The 19,984-nt window shown below is 72.1% G+C and carries 17 protein-coding genes; 6 read left to right on the forward strand and 11 right to left on the reverse strand.

Annotated features, from left to right (window positions below; translation table 11 throughout):
- The first annotated feature begins 104 nt into the window (after positions 1 to 104).
- Positions 105 to 629, forward strand: a complete 525-nt coding sequence (locus ACE1OC_RS15685; RefSeq protein ID WP_407837556.1) for an RNA polymerase — start codon at positions 105 to 107, stop codon at positions 627 to 629.
- Positions 626 to 868 carry a hypothetical protein gene (locus ACE1OC_RS15690; protein ID WP_407837557.1) on the forward strand — a complete coding sequence of 81 codons (243 nt, stop codon included), beginning with the start codon at positions 626 to 628 and terminating at the stop codon, positions 866 to 868. Before ACE1OC_RS15685 ends, ACE1OC_RS15690 begins: the two co-directional genes overlap by 4 nt.
- Before the next feature lie 33 nt (positions 869 to 901).
- Here the strand turns inward: ACE1OC_RS15690 and ACE1OC_RS15695 are convergent, their stop codons facing one another.
- Together ACE1OC_RS15695 and ACE1OC_RS15700 are read right to left on the reverse strand one after the other, a co-directional pair.
- The gene (locus ACE1OC_RS15695) at positions 902 to 1,360 is read right to left on the reverse strand and encodes a hypothetical protein (protein ID WP_407837558.1); all 459 of its coding nucleotides are present in this window, start codon (positions 1,358 to 1,360) and stop codon (positions 902 to 904) included.
- Positions 1,361 to 1,537: 177 nt separating this feature from the next.
- Positions 1,538 to 2,695 carry a cystathionine gamma-synthase gene (locus tag ACE1OC_RS15700; RefSeq protein ID WP_327254636.1) on the reverse strand — a complete coding sequence of 386 codons (1,158 nt, stop codon included), beginning with the start codon at positions 2,693 to 2,695 and terminating at the stop codon, positions 1,538 to 1,540.
- A gap of 137 nt (positions 2,696 to 2,832) precedes the next feature.
- On the opposite strand from ACE1OC_RS15700, the gene ACE1OC_RS15705 reads away from it, so the two are divergent.
- Together ACE1OC_RS15705 and msrA are read left to right on the forward strand one after the other, a co-directional pair.
- The gene (locus ACE1OC_RS15705; protein ID WP_407837559.1) at positions 2,833 to 3,939 is read left to right on the forward strand and encodes a hypothetical protein; all 1,107 of its coding nucleotides are present in this window, start codon (positions 2,833 to 2,835) and stop codon (positions 3,937 to 3,939) included.
- Positions 3,940 to 4,016: 77 nt separating this feature from the next.
- Positions 4,017 to 4,682 carry a peptide-methionine (S)-S-oxide reductase MsrA gene (msrA, locus tag ACE1OC_RS15710; RefSeq protein WP_407837560.1) on the forward strand — a complete coding sequence of 222 codons (666 nt, stop codon included), beginning with the start codon at positions 4,017 to 4,019 and terminating at the stop codon, positions 4,680 to 4,682.
- A gap of 74 nt (positions 4,683 to 4,756) precedes the next feature.
- Here msrA and ACE1OC_RS15715 read toward each other — a convergent pair whose 3' ends face one another.
- From ACE1OC_RS15715 to ACE1OC_RS15725, 3 genes are all read right to left on the reverse strand, one after another.
- The gene (locus ACE1OC_RS15715) at positions 4,757 to 7,501 is read right to left on the reverse strand and encodes a PKD domain-containing protein (RefSeq protein ID WP_407837561.1); all 2,745 of its coding nucleotides are present in this window, start codon (positions 7,499 to 7,501) and stop codon (positions 4,757 to 4,759) included.
- 193 nt (positions 7,502 to 7,694) lie between these two features.
- Entirely contained in the window at positions 7,695 to 9,899 is a 2,205-nt protein-coding gene (locus ACE1OC_RS15720) for a sulfatase-like hydrolase/transferase (protein WP_407837562.1), read from the reverse strand.
- A 197-nt stretch (positions 9,900 to 10,096) separates the two neighbouring features.
- Positions 10,097 to 11,143 carry an NAD(P)-dependent alcohol dehydrogenase gene (locus ACE1OC_RS15725; RefSeq protein ID WP_407837563.1) on the reverse strand — a complete coding sequence of 349 codons (1,047 nt, stop codon included), beginning with the start codon at positions 11,141 to 11,143 and terminating at the stop codon, positions 10,097 to 10,099.
- A gap of 204 nt (positions 11,144 to 11,347) precedes the next feature.
- On the opposite strand from ACE1OC_RS15725, the gene ACE1OC_RS15730 reads away from it, so the two are divergent.
- Positions 11,348 to 12,274, forward strand: coding sequence for a helix-turn-helix transcriptional regulator (locus tag ACE1OC_RS15730; protein ID WP_407837564.1), 927 nt, complete (start codon positions 11,348 to 11,350; stop codon positions 12,272 to 12,274).
- Between the two features lie 26 nt (positions 12,275 to 12,300).
- On the opposite strand, the gene ACE1OC_RS15735 is transcribed toward ACE1OC_RS15730, so the two are convergent.
- The 5 genes from ACE1OC_RS15735 to ACE1OC_RS15755 form a co-directional block, all read right to left on the reverse strand.
- Positions 12,301 to 13,281, reverse strand: a complete 981-nt coding sequence (locus ACE1OC_RS15735) for a GNAT family N-acetyltransferase (protein WP_407837565.1) — start codon at positions 13,279 to 13,281, stop codon at positions 12,301 to 12,303.
- Between the two features lie 34 nt (positions 13,282 to 13,315).
- A complete protein-coding gene (locus tag ACE1OC_RS15740) occupies positions 13,316 to 13,993 on the reverse strand; it encodes an ABC transporter ATP-binding protein (RefSeq protein ID WP_407837566.1) in 678 nt (225 codons plus the stop codon).
- A gap of 124 nt (positions 13,994 to 14,117) precedes the next feature.
- Positions 14,118 to 15,596: an ABC transporter permease gene (locus ACE1OC_RS15745; RefSeq protein ID WP_407837567.1), complete on the reverse strand. Its 1,479-nt coding sequence runs from the start codon at positions 15,594 to 15,596 to the stop codon at positions 14,118 to 14,120.
- A gap of 201 nt (positions 15,597 to 15,797) precedes the next feature.
- Entirely contained in the window at positions 15,798 to 17,081 is a 1,284-nt protein-coding gene (locus ACE1OC_RS15750) for a L,D-transpeptidase (RefSeq protein WP_407837568.1), read from the reverse strand.
- Positions 17,082 to 17,197: 116 nt separating this feature from the next.
- Positions 17,198 to 17,500, reverse strand: a complete 303-nt coding sequence (locus ACE1OC_RS15755) for a hypothetical protein (protein WP_356515798.1) — start codon at positions 17,498 to 17,500, stop codon at positions 17,198 to 17,200.
- A 146-nt stretch (positions 17,501 to 17,646) separates the two neighbouring features.
- Between ACE1OC_RS15755 and ACE1OC_RS15760 the strand changes: the two genes are divergently transcribed.
- Positions 17,647 to 17,937: an LPXTG cell wall anchor domain-containing protein gene (locus ACE1OC_RS15760; RefSeq protein ID WP_407837569.1), complete on the forward strand. Its 291-nt coding sequence runs from the start codon at positions 17,647 to 17,649 to the stop codon at positions 17,935 to 17,937.
- 68 nt (positions 17,938 to 18,005) lie between these two features.
- On the opposite strand, the gene hutH is transcribed toward ACE1OC_RS15760, so the two are convergent.
- Positions 18,006 to 19,547 (reverse strand): histidine ammonia-lyase, encoded by a 1,542-nt coding sequence (gene hutH / locus ACE1OC_RS15765; RefSeq protein WP_250751633.1) that lies wholly within the window; start codon positions 19,545 to 19,547, stop codon positions 18,006 to 18,008.
- Positions 19,548 to 19,984 lie beyond the last annotated feature (437 nt).

Below are 19,984 nucleotides of genomic sequence, written 5' to 3' on the forward strand. Positions count from 1 at the left end.
GAGGCCCGGCCGAGCCCCTGCTGCGGCACGGCTGCGGCACGGCTGAATCACGACTGGCGCCCGACCCCTTCCGAGGCGGTCCCTCCGGCCGCACTATGTGGACTGTGGACCACGGGCCGGGCCCCTACGCGGAGTTCGAAGCCTTCGTCGCGGGCGCGGCGGGGCGGCTCCTGCGCGTCGCGATCCTGCTGACGGCGGAGCCCCCGACGACCGCGGCCGACGCCCCGGCCCCGGCCCCTTCCGATGCCACCGCCGCGGCCGCGGCCGAAGCCCCCGCCGCGCGTGGGCTGCTCGGCGGCGCGCTGGCCCGTACGTACGCGGACTGGCGCAGGCTGCGCGGGGACGACCCGTACGACCACACCCGCCAGGAGCTGTGCGCGGCCTTCGCCCGTACCGGCCGCCGCCACCACGGAGGCAGCGGGGTACTGGGGCGGCTGGGCCCGCTGGAGCGGCTCGTCGTGGTGCTGCGGCTCTACGAAGGGGTCGCGGAGGAGGTCACGGCCGCGCAGCTGGGGCTGACGCCCGACCGGGTACGGACCCTGTGCGACCGGGCCGTCGCCGAGCTGGGCTCCCGCCCCGGCGCCGCCCCCGGTCCGCGGCCGGACGCCCGCCGCAAGGAGGCGGCATGAGTCCCCCCGATCCCCGGGAAGCCCAGGTCAAGCGGCTGCTGGAGGGCCCGTACCCGGCGGTTCCGCCCGATCTCGCGGCGGGCGCGGCAGCACGCGGCGACCGGCTGCTACGCCGCCGCAGGACCCTGCAGCGGATCGGCTGGAGCCTGGTGTGGGCGGCGGTGGTGGCCTTCGTGGTGTGGGCCTCGCTGACCGGCGCCTGGTCGACCCCGTCGAGCGAGGTCTCCCCGCCCTGGTAGGACGGGTAGCCGGCCCGGGGGAGGTGAGTGCGACTACTCCGCGACGAGCGCGACCTGCAGTGCGGCCGGGGTCTTGGTGACCATGACGTTGACGTTCGCCTTCACGGCCTGGACGCCGACCGGAGAGCCGTCCACCTCGTATCCGGCGGATTTGAGGGCAGTGGTGTAGGCGGCGAGCGCGGAGGCCGTGTCCGGGGTGGTGTAGGTGAGGACGTAGGTGCCGGTGGTGCCGGTGACCGAGGTCAACTCACCCTGGGGCAGGGGGAGGTCGGCGGGGAGGTCCGCCGGCTTCTGCTTTCCGTCGACCACGATGCTCGGCGTGGCGCTGGGGGTGGGCTTCGCGCTGTCGCCCGCCGCGGGGGTGCTCACCGCGGCGGACGGCGAACTCTCCTTGGCATCCGTGGTGTCGGAAGTCGTCTGCGAGCAGGCGGTGAGGCCGAGTCCGGCGATGATCACGGCGGCGAGCAGCTGTGCGGCGTGCTTCGTGGGCATGGTTCAGCCAATCTCATGAGGGGTTTACAAACGACACGAGATTGACATATGAAAACCGGCTTCGAGGAGTGAATTCCGGCCGTTCGGCGTCGAGTTCACGGTCAACACGCGCCACGAGGCCGCAGCCCGGGGGCTGCGGCCTCGTCACTTCGGGAACGGCTCTGGTTCGGCCGGCGTCTAGCCCAGCGCCTGCGCGAGGTCGGCCAGCAGGTCGTCGGCGTTCTCGATGCCCACCGACAGGCGGACCAGGTCGCCCGGGACCTCCAGGGCCGAGCCGGCCACCGAGGCGTGGGTCATGCGGCCCGGGTGCTCGATGAGGGACTCGACGCCGCCGAGGGACTCGCCCAGGGTGAAGATCTTGGTCCGGTCGCAGATCGCGACGGCCTCCTCCTCACCGCCGGTGACGCGGAAGGAGATCATGCCGCCGAAGTTGCGCATCTGCTTGGCGGCGATCTCGTGGCCCGGGTGCTCGGGCAGGCCCGGGTAGAGGACCGTGTGGACCTTGGGGTGGCGGACCAGCATCTCGGCGATCTTGCCCGCGTTCTCCGCGTGCCGGTCCATGCGGACGGCCAGCGTCTTGATGCCGCGCAGCACCAGCCACGAGTCGAAGGGGCCGGCCACCGCGCCCATGGCGTTCTGGTGGTAGGCCAGCTCCTCGCCCAGCGCCGCGTCCGCGGCGACGAGCGCGCCGCCGACGACGTCGGAGTGGCCGCCCATGTACTTGGTCAGCGAGTGCACGACCACGTCCGCGCCGAGCGCGAGGGGCTGCTGCAGGTAGGGGGACGCGAAGGTGTTGTCCACGACCAGCTTCGCGCCGGCCGTCCGCGCGATGTCGGCGACGACGGCGATGTCCGTGATGCCGAGCAGCGGGTTGGAGGGGGTCTCGACCCAGATGACCTTGGTCTTCGGGGTGATCGCCGCGCGCACCGACGCCGGGTCGGAGGTGTCGGCGACCGACCACTCGACGCCCCAGCGGGAGACGACCTTGGCGAAGAGGCGGAAGGTGCCGCCGTACGCGTCGTTCGGGATGACCACGTGGTCGCCCGGGGAGAGCAGCGTACGCAGCAGGCAGTCCTCGGCGGCGAGCCCGGACGCGAAGGCGAGGCCGCGCCGGCCGCCCTCCAGCGCCGCGAGGTTCTCCTCCAGCGCGGTACGGGTCGGGTTGCCGCTGCGGCTGTACTCGTAGCCGCCGCGCAGTCCGCCGACGCCGTCCTGCTTGTACGTGGACACCTGGTAGATCGGGGGTACGACCGCGCCGGTCAGCGGGTCCGCCGTATTGCCCGCGTGGATGGCGCGGGTCTCGAAGCTCTGGTGCTCGTGGCTGTCGTCGCTCATGGCCCGATGCTATGCCCCGTACGGGGCCTGCGCGGCCCCACCCCTGGGGCTCCGGGCACGTGCCGGGCGGCTCCCCTCCCACGGTCGGCTTTGCCTCCTATTGGCTTTCGCCCGGGTCGGTCTGGTTCGCTGGGGTCATGGAGATTCTGTGGTTCCTGCTCGCGATGGGTCTGCTCTTGGCCGCCCTCTCACCGATCCTGCGGCGCAGGCGCGGCGGACTGCGCCTGGTCGCGCCCGGGAGCCCGGACGCCGCCGACCCGGCGGACTACGGATTCGCCCTCCAGGAGGAGCTCGACATCCGGATCCCCGGCCCCGACCAGGACCTGATGGACGCCCTCGACCACGTACGGCGGACCGGGCAGTGGCAGGCCGCCTCCCAGCTCCTGGCCGGTACCTCCCGGGAGGGCGAGGTGCGCTGGCAGCGCGTCCAGGCCTTCGCCGGCTCGGCCGCGCTGGAGCTCTCCCAGGAGCCCGGGGCCGGGGCGGGGTGGCTGAAGGCCTGGCGGCTGGAGGCCCCGAAGGACGCGGGCGGTGCGCAGGTGCACGCCGAGCTGCTGGCGCAGCAGATGTGGCGGCGCCCGGAGGGCATGAGCGAGGCTGACGTCCGGATCATCGCGGAGGAGGCCCGGGAGTCCTGCAACAAGGCCGCGCTGCTGGCCCCCGGCGACCCGATCCCGTACATCGTCGAGCTGTCCGTGGCCCGCATGCTGCACTACTCCGAGCCCGAGTACGACGCCCTGTGGGCGAAGATCATCGACCGGGCGCCCCAGCACATGGGCGCGCACCTGGCGGCACTGAACTACTGGTGCGAGAAGTGGCACGGCTCCCGCGAGAAGGCCGACGCCTTCACCCACCACGCGGCGGCCCGCGCCCCGCAGGGCTCGCTCCTGGCGGCGCTCCCGCTCTTCGCCCTCTACGAGCACGTCCCCGACGTCGTTCTGATCCGCAGCTTCCACCAGAGCGCGACGGTGACCCGGGCGGTGGAAGGGGCCCTGTACGCGGTCCACACCGCCCGCCCCGACGACCCGATGCTGGCGCACGTACGCCACCTGCTCATCCTCTTCCTGGTCGGCGGCGAACGCTGGGCGGAGGCGATGGACCAGATCCGCCACGTCGACGGCTACGTCGGCGCCCTCCCCTGGTCCGCCGACCCGGACCCGGCGGCCTCGTACGCGATCTACCGCGCCCTGGCGGTGGCCGGCTACGAGGCAAACGGCGGCTCCCCGGCGACACTGCCGCACTGACGGCGGACGGCGCTGGCGGCGGCGGGAATCCCGACCCCCCCGTCCGCCGTTATCGGTAGACCACTAGGAGGGAATCCATGTTCTCGTACCGCCGCACGCCCGAGCTCCCCACCCGCGAGGAAGCCCTGACCGGCCGCGCGGAGCCGCTCTTCGGGCTGCCCGCCGTGCACACCGTGCTCGGCAACCCCCTCGCGGGCCCGTACCCCGCCCACCTCGAGGTCGCGGACTTCGGCCTCGGCTGTTTCTGGGGCGCCGAGCGCAAGTTCTGGCAGACCCCGGGCGTGTGGAGCACCCTGGCCGGCTACCAGGGCGGCTTCACCGAGAACCCGACCTACGAAGAGGTCTGCTCCGGCGGCACCGGCCACACCGAGGTGGTCCGGGTCGTCTTCGACCCCTCCCTGGTCTCCTACGAAGCCCTGCTGAAGCTGTTCTGGGAGTCCCACGACCCCACCCAGGGCTTCCGCCAGGGCAACGACGTCGGTACCCAGTACCGCTCGGCGGTCTACACCCACTCCCCCGCCGCCCAGGCCACCGCCGAAGCCTCCCGCGAGGCCTACCAGCGCGTCCTGACGGCCTCCGGCTACGGCACGATCACCACGGCCGTCCTCCCGGCGTCGGAGCACCCCTTCTGGCCTGCGGAGGCGTACCACCAGCAGTACCTGGACAAGAACCCCGGCGGCTACTGCGGCATCGGCGGTACGGGCGTCTCCTGCCCGATCGGCGTGGCCCGCGCCGAGGGCTGAGCCGAGTCTGCGTACGAAGGAGCCCCGGCCCCCGCGCTTCGCGGGGGCCGGGGCTCCTTCCTGTTCCGGCGGCGTCAGCCGGTCGTGAAGTAGCCGAGGAGGTCGGTGACCACGTGGTTGGGGCCGCCGTGGCTGTTGAAGATGTTCACCTTGCCGTTCGCGACGGGGGTCGTCACGTGGTTCGGGACCGTGATGCCCTGGAGGGTGTTGAGGCTGCTGGCTCCGGGGAGCTTGCCGCCGTACCCGTACGCGGTCAGGAAGCCCGGGGTGGTGGTGTCGGTGGCGGTGACGTTCAGGACCGCGCCGACGGCGTTCGCGGGGAGGCCCGAGACCGTGGTCGTCGCGCCCGGGGCGAGCTTGCCGGTGGTGCGGGTGTCGGCCAGGCGCTTGGGTACGACCGGGGTGAACAGCGCCTTGCCGTCCTTGCCGTAGTAGCCCACCGCATCCAGGATCAGGTGGGTGGACCCCGTGTTGGTGAAGAGCGTGATGGTGCCGTTCGGGCCGACCGGGACGATGGCCTGGTTGGACTTGTCCTTGCCCGGCTCCACGTTCAGGTTCGAGGTGGCGGGGCGCTTCGCCGGGTCGGGATAGGCGATGACGTGCCCCTGCTCCTTCGCGCCCGTGCTCGTCAGGTTCAGCGCGACGGCGGTGGCGTCGGCCGGGATGCCGTTGACGCCCGCGACCTTCACCGTGCGGGTCTTGCCGCCGCCGAGTGCGCCGCCGGTCGTACGAGTGTCCAGGATTCGGGTCGGGGAGAGCGGGGAGAAGCGCTGCCCGATGTTGGGCTGGTAGTAGCCCACGAAGTCTACGATCAGGGAAGCCCTGCCCGAGTTCAGCTGGGCCTGGATCTTGCCGTCGGCACCGACCGGGACGGTGACCGTGTTGGCCGACGTGCCGCCTGCAGCGACGTTGAGGTTCGAGGTCGCCGGACGGGGCTGCCCCGAAGGCCAGATTCCGAGGTGAGTGTCCTCGGTGGCGCCGGTGACCGTGACGTTCAGGACCGCCGAAGCCATACCGGCCGAGAGCTCGTGCCCGGGGATGGCGGTTGAGTTGGGCAGCCGCACCGGGATCGGATTCCCGCCCTGGACTGAGGTGTTGGTCGTGCGGGTGTCCAGCAGCCGGAAGGGCTCGGTGGCAACGTAACCGGACGCTGCATAACGGGCCTTCACGGTCTTGGCGACTGTGGACTTCGCGCCCTTGGAGTCCTGGAGGGTCAGCGTCACCCGGTAATCGCCGGGCGACTTGTAGGTGTGCTCTGTTCTGGACAGGTCGTCGCTGTGAACGGTCTCGCCATCGCCGAAGTCCACGTCCATGCTCGTCACCGGCCACGGCGCCACGGTGGCCGCCGTGTCGACCGAGATACTCAGCGGGCCGGGGCCGCTTATGGGATTGGTCCCCATCGGCAGGTCCGGCTCGGCCGTGAACGCGGCGGTCAGCGGGCCGGCCGGGGCCACCTTGGTGTGTCCGTAGCCGAAGACCTCTTTCCCGACAGCGTTGATCGCCGTCACCTTCACCTCGCAGGCACACGGTGTGCTGTACACGTGCTCCGCGGTGGTCGCCTTGGTGGCCACCAGGGGCGTCCCGTCACCGAAGTCGTAGCGGTAGGTGAGTGCGGCAGCCCAGGAACTCGCCGCCTTGGCCGTCGCCTTCACCTTGGTGCCGACGGGCGCCCACGCCGGTGCGACGCCCAGCTCGACACCACTCAGGTCGTCCTGGGTCTCGTACGCCCCCCGGTCGATGTAGCCGCCGTTCTTGCCGGAGTTGGGGACTCGCGGATCGTCGGCGGTGGGCTTCCCGTAGTAGTCGTCGGGGATCACGCCCGGCGCCGTCGGGTCCCCCGAGTCGATGGTGGGAGAGCCGTCCTTCGGGCCGACCGCCTCGAAGTCCGGGGCCAGGATGTCGTGGGCGCCCTGGCCCGTGGCGGCCGTGAACGCCGCCGGGGTCGGGTAGGCCGTGCCGGCCCACATGTAGGGAGCCATCTTGACCACGGGGCCGGTGATCACGTTGTAGTCGGCCCGGACACCCGCCGCCGCGTTCGCCGCCACCAGGATGCCGGTGCGCGGCACGGACGACGTGCAGCGGTCGTTGTGCCAGTTGACGAACACGTTGTTGGACACGGAGGAGCCTGCCGAGGCGCCGCTGACCGCGAGGGCCGCAACGCAGTCGGTGACGAACGTGTTGTTGGTGACGGCAGTACCGGGCGCGTCTGCCACGATGACGTCCGCCTTGTTGATCACGCCGTCGATGTAGTTCCGGCCGAGTACCGTGCCCCGGGCGCCGCCGTCGATCCAGACACCGCTCAGGTCGCTGCGGGTGACGCGCACGTCCGTGCTTCCCTCGCCTACAACGAGGCCCTTGCCCTCCGAGCCGGCCCCGATGTAGAGCCGGTCGAGCTCGATGTTGCCGGAGCCCGCGACCTTGGTGCCTCCGGCGACACTGAGCTTGCGGATCACCACGTGAGAGGCCCCGTCGATGGTCAGGCCCTTGCCTAGGTATGCCCGGAAGCTGCGGCTCTCTTCCCTGACGGCGAAGGTGATCGGCTTGCCCGGTTCTCCCGAGCGGTCGATGGTGAGCGGGTCGGGGTAGCTCGTGTCCGGCTCGATCCACACGGTCCGGCCCGGCTTGACCACCTTCGCGGCCGCCGATATCGAGCAGAACGGGACGGGCTTCGTCCCGGTGCCGCCGTCGGAGCAGTGGGAGCCGTCCGCACTGTTCACGTAAAGGTCGGCCGGGTCCGCGGCGGCCGCCGCGGTGGCCGGCAGGCCGAGGAGGGTGACGAGGCCCGCGGTGAGCAGGGCCGTCCTACGGGTAGGGCGCACGGGGCAGGGTTCCTTCGGCGACGAAGCGAGGGGGAAGGAGCACCACTGGACACGGAGCCGCACGCGGCTGCCCGGCCGTTCCCCCCTGCAACGACCGGGCACACACTGATCCGCAAGTCTCCGAGCATCATCCACGGCCGTGGACCCACTGTCACCTCTGATGTTTCGCCGCGAACCAGGCGAAACGGCTGCCTCAGACCACCGTCACCCGTGCCACCGCCCACGAGGTGTGGTCGAAGGCGGAGTTCGCGTTCGCGTCCTCCACGACCAGGTGGAGGAGGCGCACGCCCCGTACGTCCACGTCGAGCGCCGTCGGTCCCGAGGCGCCGGTCAGGACTCCCGTCGTGGCGAGGACCCGGCCGTCGCCGCGCACGGTGGCGCGGGTGGCTCCGGACGCCGACTGCTTCTTCGAGAAGTCGTCGATGCCGACCAGGGCCGTGAAGCGGTTCCCGCGGCCGCCGAGGTGGTAGACGATCTCGGAGGGGGCGTGCACGCCGAGGCCCTTCGCGTACGTGACCCCGCCGAAGGCGATCGGGGTGCCGTCGCCCGCCGCCTGCTTGCCGTTGGAGCGGTCGATCTCGACCGGGCCCCAGCCGTTGGCCGCCGAGACCCAGGGGAGGTCGCTGAGGTAGCTGTCCTGGGTGGGCGGGGCCGGCAGGGGTGTGTAGCGGGTGGGCGCCGTGAAGCCGAGGGAGGACGAGGTGGTGGCCTGCGGAACGAGGAGCACGGGTGCGGGCACCGTCGGGGGCGGGGTCAGCCGCCACGTCGTGGTCAGGGACTCGCCCGGGCCGAGGGAGAGCGCGGTCGTCGGCGTCGTCGCGGTGGCCGTCCAGCCCGACGGGAGCGGGAGGGTGACGCGGACGTCCGGCCAGGGGCGGGTCGTACCGTTCGCGACGGTCGTGGTGAGCGTCGAGGCGACGGCGTCGGCGACCGCGGTCAGGCCCCACGGGCGGCGCACGTACGTGTCCGCCCAGGAGGAACGCAGGAGGGCCGTCAGCGACGAGACCACCGACGGGTTCTTCGCCGCCACGTCGTTCTTCTCGCCGAGGTCCACCGCCAGGTCGTAGAGCTCGAACTCCCACTTGGAGTCCGCCACCGTGCGGTCCCGCGCCGGGGCGAACCGTACGGCCTTCCACCGGTCCTTGCGGATGGCCTCCGCCACCTGCTTCGCCCGGCCGCCGTCCTGCGTGTTGGCGCGGCTGGTGACGCCCTGCTCGTCCCGGTACCAGTACAGGTGGTTGTGGAGGGGGGCCAGGGCGGGGGCGCCGTTCAGGACCGGGGCAGCCGAGAGTCCGTCGATGTCGGAGGGGGCCGGGGCGCCGCCCGCCAGGTCGGCGAGGGTGGGCAGGAGGTCGTAGAGCGGGGTGGGGCGGGCGCTGGTGGTGCCGGGGGCGATCCGGCCCGGGGACCAGGCGACGAGGGGGACGCGCACGCCGCCCTCGTACAGGTTGCGCTTGTAGCCGCGCAGCGGGCCGTTGGCGTCGAAGAGGTCCGGGTTCACCCCGCCCTCCTCGTGCGGGCCGTTGTCGGAGGCCACCAGGACGACCGTGCGCTCCGCGACGCCCCGCGCCTTCAGCCGGTCGACGACGGCGCCGACCTGTGCGTCGAGGAGGCTGATCTGCGCCGCGTGCGACTTGTTCGCCTGCGTCCAGGACTGGGATGCGTAGGCGCTCGCGTCGGGGATCTCGCTCGGGGCGTGCGGGAGGTTCGGCGTGAGGAAGAGCAGGAAGGGGGCGGGGCCGGCGGCGTGGGCGTCGATGAAGCCGAGGGCGCGCGCGGCGATCGCGTCGGGGGCGAAGGTGCCCGTCGGGACGGTCTCCTTGGCGTTGCCGTTCCAGAGGTACGCCGGGTAGTACTGGTGGGCGTGGCTGTGGTCGATGTACCCGTAGAACTCCTCGAAGCCCCGCGCGGACGGGTGGCTCGGCTGGTCCCCGGCCTCCGGCCCGAAGCCCCACTTGCCGAAGAGGCCCGTACGGTAGCCGCGTGCCCGGAGCACCTCCGCGAAGGTGGTGTCGCCCGCGCCGAGGCTGCCCTGGCCGCCGCTGGAGGGGTTGGCCCGGACGGCGGCGTGGCCGGTGTGCAGGCCGGTCAGCAGTGCGGCACGGGAGGGCGCGCAGACGGCGGCCGCCGAGTAGGCGTCCGTGAACCGGAGCCCCTCCGCGGCCAGTTGGTCGATGCGCGGGGTGGTGATCAGCTTCTGGCCGTACGCGCCCAGGTCGCCGTAGCCCAGATCGTCGGCCAGGATCACCACGAGGTTCGGCGGCCCCTCCGCCCCGGCGGCCGCACCGGCGGCCGTCCCGGCGGCGGCCGCCTGCGCGGGCTGGAGGGCCTGCGGGAGGGCCGCGAGGCCGACGGCGGCGGCCGCGGAACCCGTGAGGAAGTGGCGGCGGCTGGACATCTCGAACTCCCCTGTGGCTGAAGGCTGATGGGAAGATCGTCCGCGCGGAGGGCCGCCGAGACCATGCACGGGGCATGAAAAACGTGTGACGGCGGCCCCCGGGGGCCGTGCACTCAGGGGCCGTGCACTCGGGGGCCGCCGTCAGGCGCCGGTCAGATGGCCGGGGTTCAGATGGCCGGGGTTCAGATGGTCGAGGTTCAGATGGTCGAGGTGTCGATGACGAAGCGGTAGCGGACGTCGCCCGACTGGACCCGCACGTACGCCTCGTTGACCTCCTCGGCGCGGATCACCTCGATGTCCGCACCCAGTCCGTGCTCCGCGCAGAAGTCGAGCATCTCCTGCGTCTCGGCGATCCCGCCGATCATCGAGCCGGCCAGGGTCTTGCGGCCGCCGATGACGGAGAACAGGTTCAGCGAGACCGGCTCCTCCGGGGCGCCGACGTTCACCAGGGCGCCGTCCACCTTGAGCAGGCCCAGGTAGGCGTCGAAGGGGAGCGGCGCGGAGACGGTGGACACGATCAGGTCGAAGCGGCCGGCCAGCTCCTTGAAGGTGGCCTCGTCGCTGGTGGCGTAGAAGTGGTCGGCGCCCAGCTTGAGCCCGTCCTCCTGCTTGCGCAGGGTCTGCGAGAGGACGGTGACCTCGGCACCGAGCGCGTGGGCGAGCTTGACACCCATGTGGCCGAGGCCGCCGAGGCCGACGATCGCGACCTGCTTGCCGGGGCCGGCCTGCCAGTGCTTGAGCGGGGAGTAGAGCGTGATGCCGGCGCACAGCAGCGGGGCGGCGACGTCGAGGGGGAGGGCGTCGGGGATGCGGACGGTGTAGTTCTCGTCGACGACGACGTGCGTGGAGTAACCGCCGTACGTGGGCTCGCCGTTCCGGTCGAGGGAGTTGTACGTGCCGGTCATGCCCTTGGCACAGAACTGCTCCTGCCCGGCGAGGCACTGCTCGCACTCGCGGCAGGAGTCGACGAAGCAGCCGACGCCCACCCGGTCGCCGACGGCGAACTTGGTGACCTCGGGGCCGACCTCGGTGATCACACCGGCGATCTCGTGGCCCGGGACCATGGGGTAGATGCCCTCGCCCCAGCCGTCGGTGACCTGGTGGATGTCGGAGTGGCAGATGCCGGCGAACTTGATGTCGATGAGGACGTCGTGCGCGCCGACCGGACGGCGCGGGACGGTGGTGCGCTCCAGCGGGGCCTTGGGCGCGGGAGCGGCGTAGGCGGCGACCTGGGTGACGGACACGGTGGGGCTCCTCGGAAGACTGTGGTGCGGGGACCTGCGGTGCTGCGGCGCGGTCCCGCAGTGCGGGGCCGCTGTGTGTTCACAGCCTGCACTCCCCCGCCCCGGACACCCATCCCCCTGTCCTGCCTAGGTCTGGCGAACCTACCCTTGGCGGGGTCAGGCTCACGCCCCCGGCCTGCACCCCCGCGCGGTGATACTGGGGTAATGGATCAGCTTGATCAGCGAGCCGAGCTCGGCGAGTTCCTGCGCTCCCGGCGCGCCCGGCTGCGCCCCGAGGACGTGGGCCTGCCCGACTACGGGCGCCACCGCCGGGTCCCCGGCCTGCGCCGCGAGGAGCTGGCGCAACTGGCCGGGGTGTCGGTCGCGTACTACACGCGGCTGGAGCAGGGCCACGGCCAGAACGTGTCGGCGGAGATCCTCGACGCCATCGCGCGGGCCCTGCGCCTGGACGGCACGGAGCGTGCGCACCTGAGCCACCTGGCCGGCCCCAAGCCCCGCAAGCGCCGCCAGGCCCCGCGCCCCCAGCAGGTCCGGCCGGAGCTGCGGACGCTGCTGGACGCGATGGAGGGCGTACCGGCGTACCTGGTCGGGCGGCGCCAGGACGTCATCGGCTGGAACCGGCTGGCGGCGGCCGTCTTCGGCGACTTCGGGGCGCTCCCGGCGCAGGAGCGCAACCTGGTGCGGCTGGTCTTCCTGGACCCGGCGACGGCGGAGCTGTACGCGGACTGGGAATGCCGGGCGTGCGAGGTGGTGAGCAATCTGCGCGTGTACGCCGGGCAGTTCCCGGACGACGAACGACTGTCCGCGCTGGTCGGCGAACTGTCCGTCAAGAACGAGGAGTTCCGTCGGCTGTGGGCCGCCCACACGGTGGCCGACAACAAGATCCACGGCGTCAAGCGACTGCGCCACCCGCTGGTCGGCGAGCTCCGGCTCTCCTTCGAGACCCTGGCCTTCCCGGACGACCCGGCGCAGTTCCTGGTCACCTACCACGCGGCCCCGGGCTCCGCCTCCGCCGACGCCCTCAGCCTCCTCGCCTCCTGGTCCGCGCCGTCCGCCGCGCCGGAGCGGGACCGGGACCGGGAGCACGCCCAGGGTCCGGGTCCGGGTCCCGTCGAGGAATCCGCCCCGTAAGCCCGTAGACCGGCCGCGCCCCCCGGCTACAGCGTCAGCTGGAAGTACCCGACCGCGCGCTCGCGCCGGTAGCCGAGGGCCGCGTTGACCGCGAGCATCGGGGCGTTGTCGTCCGCCACCGAGGTGGCGATGGTGCGCAGGTCCGGGTGGCGGACCGCCGCCTCCGCGAGCATGCGGAGCTTGACCGCGCGGCCGAGGCCGTGGCCCCGGTGGGCGGGGACGACCACGGTGTCGAACTGGAGCGCGCGCGGGCCCGCCGGGTCGAGGAGGACCAGTTCCGTGTAGGCCGCCACCTCGCCGTCCGGGGTGACGGCGGCGACCGTGGTCAGGGCGCCTCCCCGGTCCAGGATCTTGCGGTGGGCCGCGTGCAGGCGCTCCGCCGTCCAGGTCTGGATCTGCTGGTCCAGCTCTCCCATCGGCGCGTCCTCCATCGCCCCGTGGGCGACGGCCACGGCCTGCGCCCACGCGTCGGGCACCAGCCCGGGCCAGCAGTGCAGCTCGTAGCCGGGCGCGGGGGACCCGGCCCCTTCCTTCGCGGCCTGCGCCCCCTGCGCCCACCGCGCCGCCCGTACGTCCTGCACGTACCAGGCCATCGACAGGACGTTCTCGAAGCCCACGGCCTCGGCGAACGCCTGACCGGGACCTCCCAGGTCCACCTCCGTCGCCACCGAGGTACGGCCGTCCGCGAGCAGCTCCTCGCGGGCCCGCGCCCACAGGGCCGTTCCCACACCGTGCCGCCGCGCGTCGGGCCGTACGGTCAGCTCGTCCAGGAACGCGGTGTGGTCGTTGACTCCGTCGGTGAAGAGGACCAGGGAGGCGACCGCGTCCTCCGTCGCCCAGTACACCGAGCGCCCCCGCACCGACGGCACCCGCAGCACTCCGGCCACCTCCGTCCGGGAGGGCGGCGGAGTCCCCGGCAGGTCTGCCGTCCTGGCGGCTGCCAGGACGGCCCACCAATGGTCCACTTCGGTGTCGGTCGGGGGCACGGAGAGCGGGGTGATCATCATGCTCCGGACCCTAAACCGGAGCCCGGCGGAGCGCTCAGACGTTCTCGGTGACGGTCACCTTCCCCCGCCGGATCGTCGCCACCCGCGGGGCCCGCTTCGCGAGCGCGCTGTCGTGGGTGACCATGACGAAGGTCAGGCCGTGTTCCTTCCACAGCCCTTCGAGCAGTTCCATGACCTCGTCGCGCATGGACTCGTCGAGGTTGCCGGTCGGCTCGTCGGCCAGCAGCACCTTCGGCCGCTTCACGAGCGCCCGGGCGATGGCCACGCGCTGCTGCTGGCCGCCCGACATCTCCCCGGGCAGGTGCCCCATCCGCTCTCCGAGGCCTACGGACTCCAGCGCCTCGGCGGCCCGGTCGCGCCGCTCGCGGGCCTTGAGCCCGAGCGGGACGAGGGCCGTCTCCACGTTCTCCTGCGCGGTGAGCGTGGGGATCAGGTTGAAGGACTGGAACACGAAGCCGATGTTCTCCGCGCGGACCCGGGTGAGGCGGGATTCGGAGACGGTGGCGAGGTCGAGTCCGTCGAGGACGATCTGCCCCGCCGTCGGGCGGTCCAGGGCGCCGAGCATCTGGAGCAGGGTGGACTTGCCGCCGCCGGTGGGGCCCTGGATGACGAGCCGGCCGCCGTCCTCGATGGTCAGGTCCACGCCGGCGAGCGCGTCGATGGTTTCCTTGCCGCGCTGGTAGCGCTTGGTGACACCGGTGAGTTGGTACATCTCTGGTTCGTTCCCTCGGGTTGCGGAGCGGTGGGACGGGCTGGCGGGCGGGCAGGCGGGCAGGCGCACGAGGCGTAGGTACGTAGCAGACGCACGAACGGCCGTACGAACCTGCGGCCGCGGGCTATTCGACGCGACGCAGCGCGTCCGCCGGCCTCAGCCGGGAGGCGCGCCAGCCGCCGAAGCCGCCTGCGATGAGTCCGCCCGCGACGGCGAGCGCGACGGCCAGGCCGATGGTGGAGAGCGAGACGGGTGCGGTGAGCGCGATGTCGAGGGCCTTGCCGGCGCCCTGCTGAGCGGAGCGCATCATCCCGCCGCCCCCGCCGCCCGGGCCCTGGCCCCGGCCGCCGCCGCCCGCGAGCTGCGCGGTGAGCTGCGGGCTGATCGCGGTGATGGCGTACGCGGCTCCGAGCCCGAGGCCGATGCCGAGCGCTCCGCCGATCAGGCCGTTGACCAGGGCCTCGCCGGCGACCTGGCCGGTGACGCGGCCGCTCTTCCAGCCGAGCGCCTTGAGCGTGCCGAACTCGCGGACGCGCCGGGACACGGCCGAGGAGGTCAGCAGGCCGGCGACGAGGAAGGCGGCGAGGAGGACCGCGTACGAGAGCCACGTGCCGACCGTGGAGGCGAGGGAGGCGGCGGTGGAGAGCGACCCGGAGACGGTGTCGGCCAGGTCGGCCGAGGTGGTGACGGTGGTGTCCGGGACGTTCTTCTGGATGGCCTGCTTGACGGAGCCGATGGCCTGCGAGTCCTTGGCCTGGACGTAGACCGTGGTGATCTTGTCGGGGGTCCCGGCCAGGGTCTGGGCCTGCTTGAGCGGGACGTAGACGTTGGCGGCCGCGTCGCCGCTGTCGGCGGTGGCGATCCCGATCACCTTGAACTTGGCGCCCTTGATGGTGACTTCGGAGTCGACGGCGAGCTTGTTCTTCGTGGCGTAGGCGCTGTCGACGACGACGACGGCCGCGTCGGTCTCCCCGGCCGCGAAGGTGCGGCCCGCAGTGATCTTGGAGGTGGTGAGCGGGCCCAGCTCGGGCCGGGTGACGTCCGCGCCGTAGACGGAGAAGGAGTTGACGTCGAAGTCGGCGCCGCCGCCCTCGACCGTGCCGCCCGTACCGCCGGTGGCGCCCGGCTTGCCGGCCGTGCCGCCGCCCGTCTGGCCCTCCGCGCGCTTGAACTCGCCGCGCTTGAACTGCCCGTTGACCTTCATCACCTGAAGGCTGAGGCCGCCGACGGCCTGGGCGACGCCGGACTGGCCGGACACCTTCGCCACGGTCGCGGCGTCCAGCGTCTGGAAGCCCTGCGGCATGACCATGTCGCTGCTCTGCTCGGCCTCGGCGTCGGTGTCGCCCTCGCCCTTCGCGTTGAACTGGAAGCGCGGCCGGGCCGAGGTGTCGCCCTCGGCCGGTGGGGTCTGGGCCTTGGTGACGGTCATGTCGGTGCCGAGGCCGTAGAGCGACTGGAGGACCTTGCCCTGGGCCTGCGTCATGCCCGCCGAGACGGAGGTGACGACGATGACGAGGGCGATGCCCAGCGCGAGTCCGGAGGCGACGACGAGCGCCGCCTTCCTGCGGCGGCGCAGCTCGCGCCGGAGGTAGGTGAAGAACATGCGGCCGAAAGTAGGCAGCACCGGTGACGGCCGGATAAGCCGTCCATAAGAGCCGGATGAGAACACGAACTCACAGGTGCCGCACAGGAATACGGGAGTGCGGGAGTACGGGCAGCAGGAAACACGCAGACGGACGGCGGGGAGCCCCCTGGCCGGGGCTCCCCGCCGTCCGTTGCGGGGTTCAGCTGTGCTGTCGGCGGATCAGACGGCCGAGCCGGCCTTCCAGTCCGCCCAGCTCATGTTCCAGCCGTTGAGGCCGTTGTCCGGCTTGATCGTCTTGTCCGGGGAGTTGACGACCGTGACGACGTCTCCGATGAGGGAGTTGTCGTAGAACCAGGCCGCGGGCTGGTTCGGGTCGTTCGCACCCTTGGTGTCGTTCAGGCCGACGCAGCCGTGGCTGGTGTTGGCGCTGCCGAAGACCGAGTCCGGTCCCCAGTAGTTGCCGTGCACGAAGGTGCCGGACTGGGACAGGCGCATCGCGTGCGGCACGTCCTTGATGTCGTACTCGCCCTTGCCGTCGTCGTCCGTGAAGCCGACGGTGGCGCCGTTCATCCGGGTCTCCTTGAACTTCTCGGAGATCACCATCTGACCGTTGTAGGTCGGGTTCTCCGGGGAGCCCGCCGAGATCGGGATGGTCTTGAGGACCGCGCCGTCCCGGGTGACCGTCATCTTCTTGCTCTTCGCGTCGACCGTGGAGACCTGGCTCCGGCCGATCTTGAAGGTGACGGTCTTGCTCTGCACGCCCTGGATGCCCGGGCCGCCCTGGACCCCGTCCAGCGCCAGCTTCAGGGTGACGGTGGAACCGGCCTGCCAGTACTTCTCCGGGCGGAAGTCCAGCCGCTGCGTGCTGAACCAGTGGCCCACGACCTCCTGGCCGCTGCTGGAGGTGACCGTGATGCCCGCCTGGACGGCCTTCTTGTCCTTGATCTGCTTGTCGAAGGTGATCGAGACCGGCATGCCCACGCCGACGGTCTGGCCCTCGTCCGGGATGAAGGAGCCCACGAAGCTGTTCTGCGGGGAGACGGTGGTGAAGGAGGCGTTCTCGTGCGCCTCGCGGCCCGCCTCGTCCTTCGCGGTCGCCGACAGCGCGTACTTGGTGGAGCGCTTCAGCGCGCCGTCCGGCTTCCAGCTCTTCCCGTCGGCGGCTATCTTGCCCGGCACCGCCGTGCCCTCGGAGCTCTTCAGCTCGACCTGGGTGAGCGTGCCCTCACTCACGGCCACGTTGGCCGCGTCGTTCAGGCCGACGTTGGTGGCGCCGTCCTTGGGCGTGATGGCTATCTTGGCCTTGGAGGCGTCCTTGGCCGCAGCCGCGTCCACGTCCGCCTGGGACTTGGCCGATGCCTCCCCGCTGGCCTTCGGCGTGTCACCACCCTTGTCGTCACCGCCGCCGCATCCCGCCAGCACCAGTACGCCGCCGAGTACGGCGGATATGGCCACCAGGGACCTTCTCCGCCGCTTGCTGTCCGTCCTCACACGCCACTCCATCGTTGCCGGAACCCCGAACTCCCCGGGCAGGGGGCATGACCCCCCTGCCTCGTCCTGACAACGCATTACACCCCGAGGTGCCGCCCCATTCCGTTCGAATGTGGTCAACCCCACCGTCAGGCGTTGTCAGTCTCTTCGTCGAGCTCCCCATCTTCCTCGTCGAGGTCCCACTCCATGGACTCGGGGTCGTATTCCACGGGCTCGCTGCTCCAGGAAGCCTGCGCGAGCTCCACGCCGGGGATCTCCGCGACCAGGTCAGTGGGGTCCACGAGGTAGGCCAGAGCCTCCGACTCGTCCTCCCGGACGGCCGCCTCGGCGTGGCCGCGCTCCTCGTCCGGCATGAACTCGTCGGCCTTGATGTGCGCGAGGGCGGCTCCGGTGAGCGCGTCGACGTCCGGCACTTCAAGTACCAAATCCACCCGAAGGCGTACGTATCGTGAGGTCTCAGAAGGGTTCATACGACGGAGAGTAATCCCGTGGCGGCCCCGACTTTCCCACGACCCGCCCCTTTCCGTAGCATCACCGCACGGGGCCAATTCGCTGCTGCCACAAGGGGGATCGCACCGTGTCCGCACGTCGATCAACAGTCACCGCTCTAGGAGCGACCACCCTCCTCGCCGTCCTGTGGTTCGTCCCCTCGGCCAACGCCACCGCGCCCGAGCACGCGAAGGCCGGCTCCGGCGCGCCCGCCGCCGCGAACACCCAGGTCCAGGCCGCCTCCGCGGCCGTCCCCACCCTCGAGCTCGCCGACACGGGCGGCGTGGACACCACGCCCTACCTGCTCGGCGGCACGCTCTTCCTGGGCGCCGGGGCCGGCTTCGTGGCCTTCTCCGTACGCCGCTCGCGCACGGCGTAGCGGGGCGCCGGACACACGAAAGGGTGCGACCCCGGGGATACCCCGGAGCCGCACCCTTTCGCGCTGTCTCAGGCGAGGGGACCGGTGACGGCCTCGACGGCGTCCACGAGTGCACCCGAACGAACGAAGGCGTCCGCGGCGGCCAGGTCGGGCGCGAGGAAACGGTCCGGCCCGGGACCCTCCACACCCGCCGCACGCGCCGCCGCGATGGCGGCCCGGCTGGCCGGCGCCGGGGTGAGCCCGTGACGCAGCTCGATGGCACGGGTGGCCGCGTACAGCTCGATCGCGACGATCCGGGTGAGGTTGTCGACGGCGGTACGGAGCTTGCGCGCGGCCGACCAGCCCATCGAGACGTGGTCCTCCTGCATGGCGGAGGAGGGGATCGAGTCGGCGGAGGCGGGAACCGCGAGCCGCTTCATCTCGCTCACCAGGGCGGCCTGCGTGTACTGGGCGATCATGAGCCCGGAGTCCACGCCGGCGTCGTCCGCGAGGAACGGCGGCAGGCCGTGCGAACGGTTCTTGTCGAGCAGCCGGTCGGTGCGCCGCTCGGCGATCGACCCGAGGTCGGCGGCCGCGATGGCGAGGAAGTCGAGCACGTAGGCGACCGGGGCGCCGTGGAAGTTCCCGTTGGACTCCACGCGCCCGTCGGGCAGCACGACCGGGTTGTCGACGGCGGCGGCCAGCTCCCGCGATGCCACGAGGGCGGCGTGCGCCATGGTGTCGCGGCCCGCGCCGGCGACCTGCGGGGCGCAGCGCACGGAGTAGGCGTCCTGAACGCGCGGCGCGGACTCCTCCTGGAAGTGCCCGGTCAGGCCCGAGCCCTTGAGCACGGCTGCCATGTTCGCGGCGGAGGCCCCCTGGCCCGGGTGCGGGCGGATGGCGTGCAGCTCGGGCTGGAGCACCTTCTCGGTGCCGAGCAGCGCCTCCAGCGTCAGCGCGGCGGTGATGTCGGCGGAGGTGTACAGCTTGCCGAGGTCGGCGAGGGCCATGACCAGCATGCCGAGCATGCCGTCGGTGCCGTTGAGGAGGGCGAGGCCCTCCTTCTCGCGGAGCTCGACGGGCTCGATCCCGGCCTCGGCGAGCAGCTCCCCGGCGGGGCGGACGGTCCCGTCGGGGCCCTCGGCGTCACCCTCTCCCATGAGCGCGAGCGCGCAGTGGGACAGCGGGGCGAGGTCTCCGGAGCACCCCAGCGAGCCGTACTCGTGCACGACGGGGGTGATCCCGGCGTTGAGCACGTCGGCCATCGTCTGCGCGACGGACGGCCGGACGCCGGTGTGCCCGGAGGCGACGGTCTTCAGCCGCAGGAACATCAGCGCCCGCACGACCTCGCGCTCGACGCGCGGGCCCATGCCGGCGGCGTGCGAGCGGACGATGTTGCGCTGGAGCTGCGCGCGCAGCTCGGGGCTGATGTGCCGGGAGGCGAGCGCCCCGAACCCGGTGGACACCCCGTAGACGGGCTCGGGCTTCGCGGCGAGCGCCTCCACGATCTCGCGGGCCCGTCCGAGCGCGGCCAGGGCCTCGCCGGAAAGCTCGACACGGGCGTTGCCGCGGGCGACGGCGATCACGTCTTCGGCGGTGGTCCCGGACGTTCCCACCACGACAGTGTGCATATCCATATTCAGCACCCTACGGACTGAATCTCTTCATGTCACTCCTTCTCGACGCGGACCTCGCACCACTCAGCGCTGACGCGCTTCCCGGGCTCCGCCCCGCCGCGCGGGGCCCGGTGGGCGAGTGCGGGTGGTTCGACCCTGCGGGGCGGTGCCCCCGCCCCACCCTTCGCCCGTTCCCCGGGCTCCGCCCGGACCCGTTGCCGCGTGCGGCACCGTTCCCGGGGACCAGCCCCCGGACCCCCGCGCCTCAAACGCCGGGAAAACCCAGCCTCGCCGGCGTTTGAGGCGCGGGGTCTGGGGCGGAGCCCCAGGGGGTCCGGGCGCAGCCCGGGGACCCGCTTTCAGCCCGTCCGGCGTTTGAGGACCGGGTCAGGGCTGGCCCTGGGAACGGTGGAAGGGCGGGTAGGGGACTTCGCCCCGCAGGGCAACCCGCC

The organism is Streptomyces stoeckheimensis (assembly GCF_045822005.1).
GTDB lineage: Bacteria > Actinomycetota > Actinomycetes > Streptomycetales > Streptomycetaceae > Streptomyces > Streptomyces stoeckheimensis.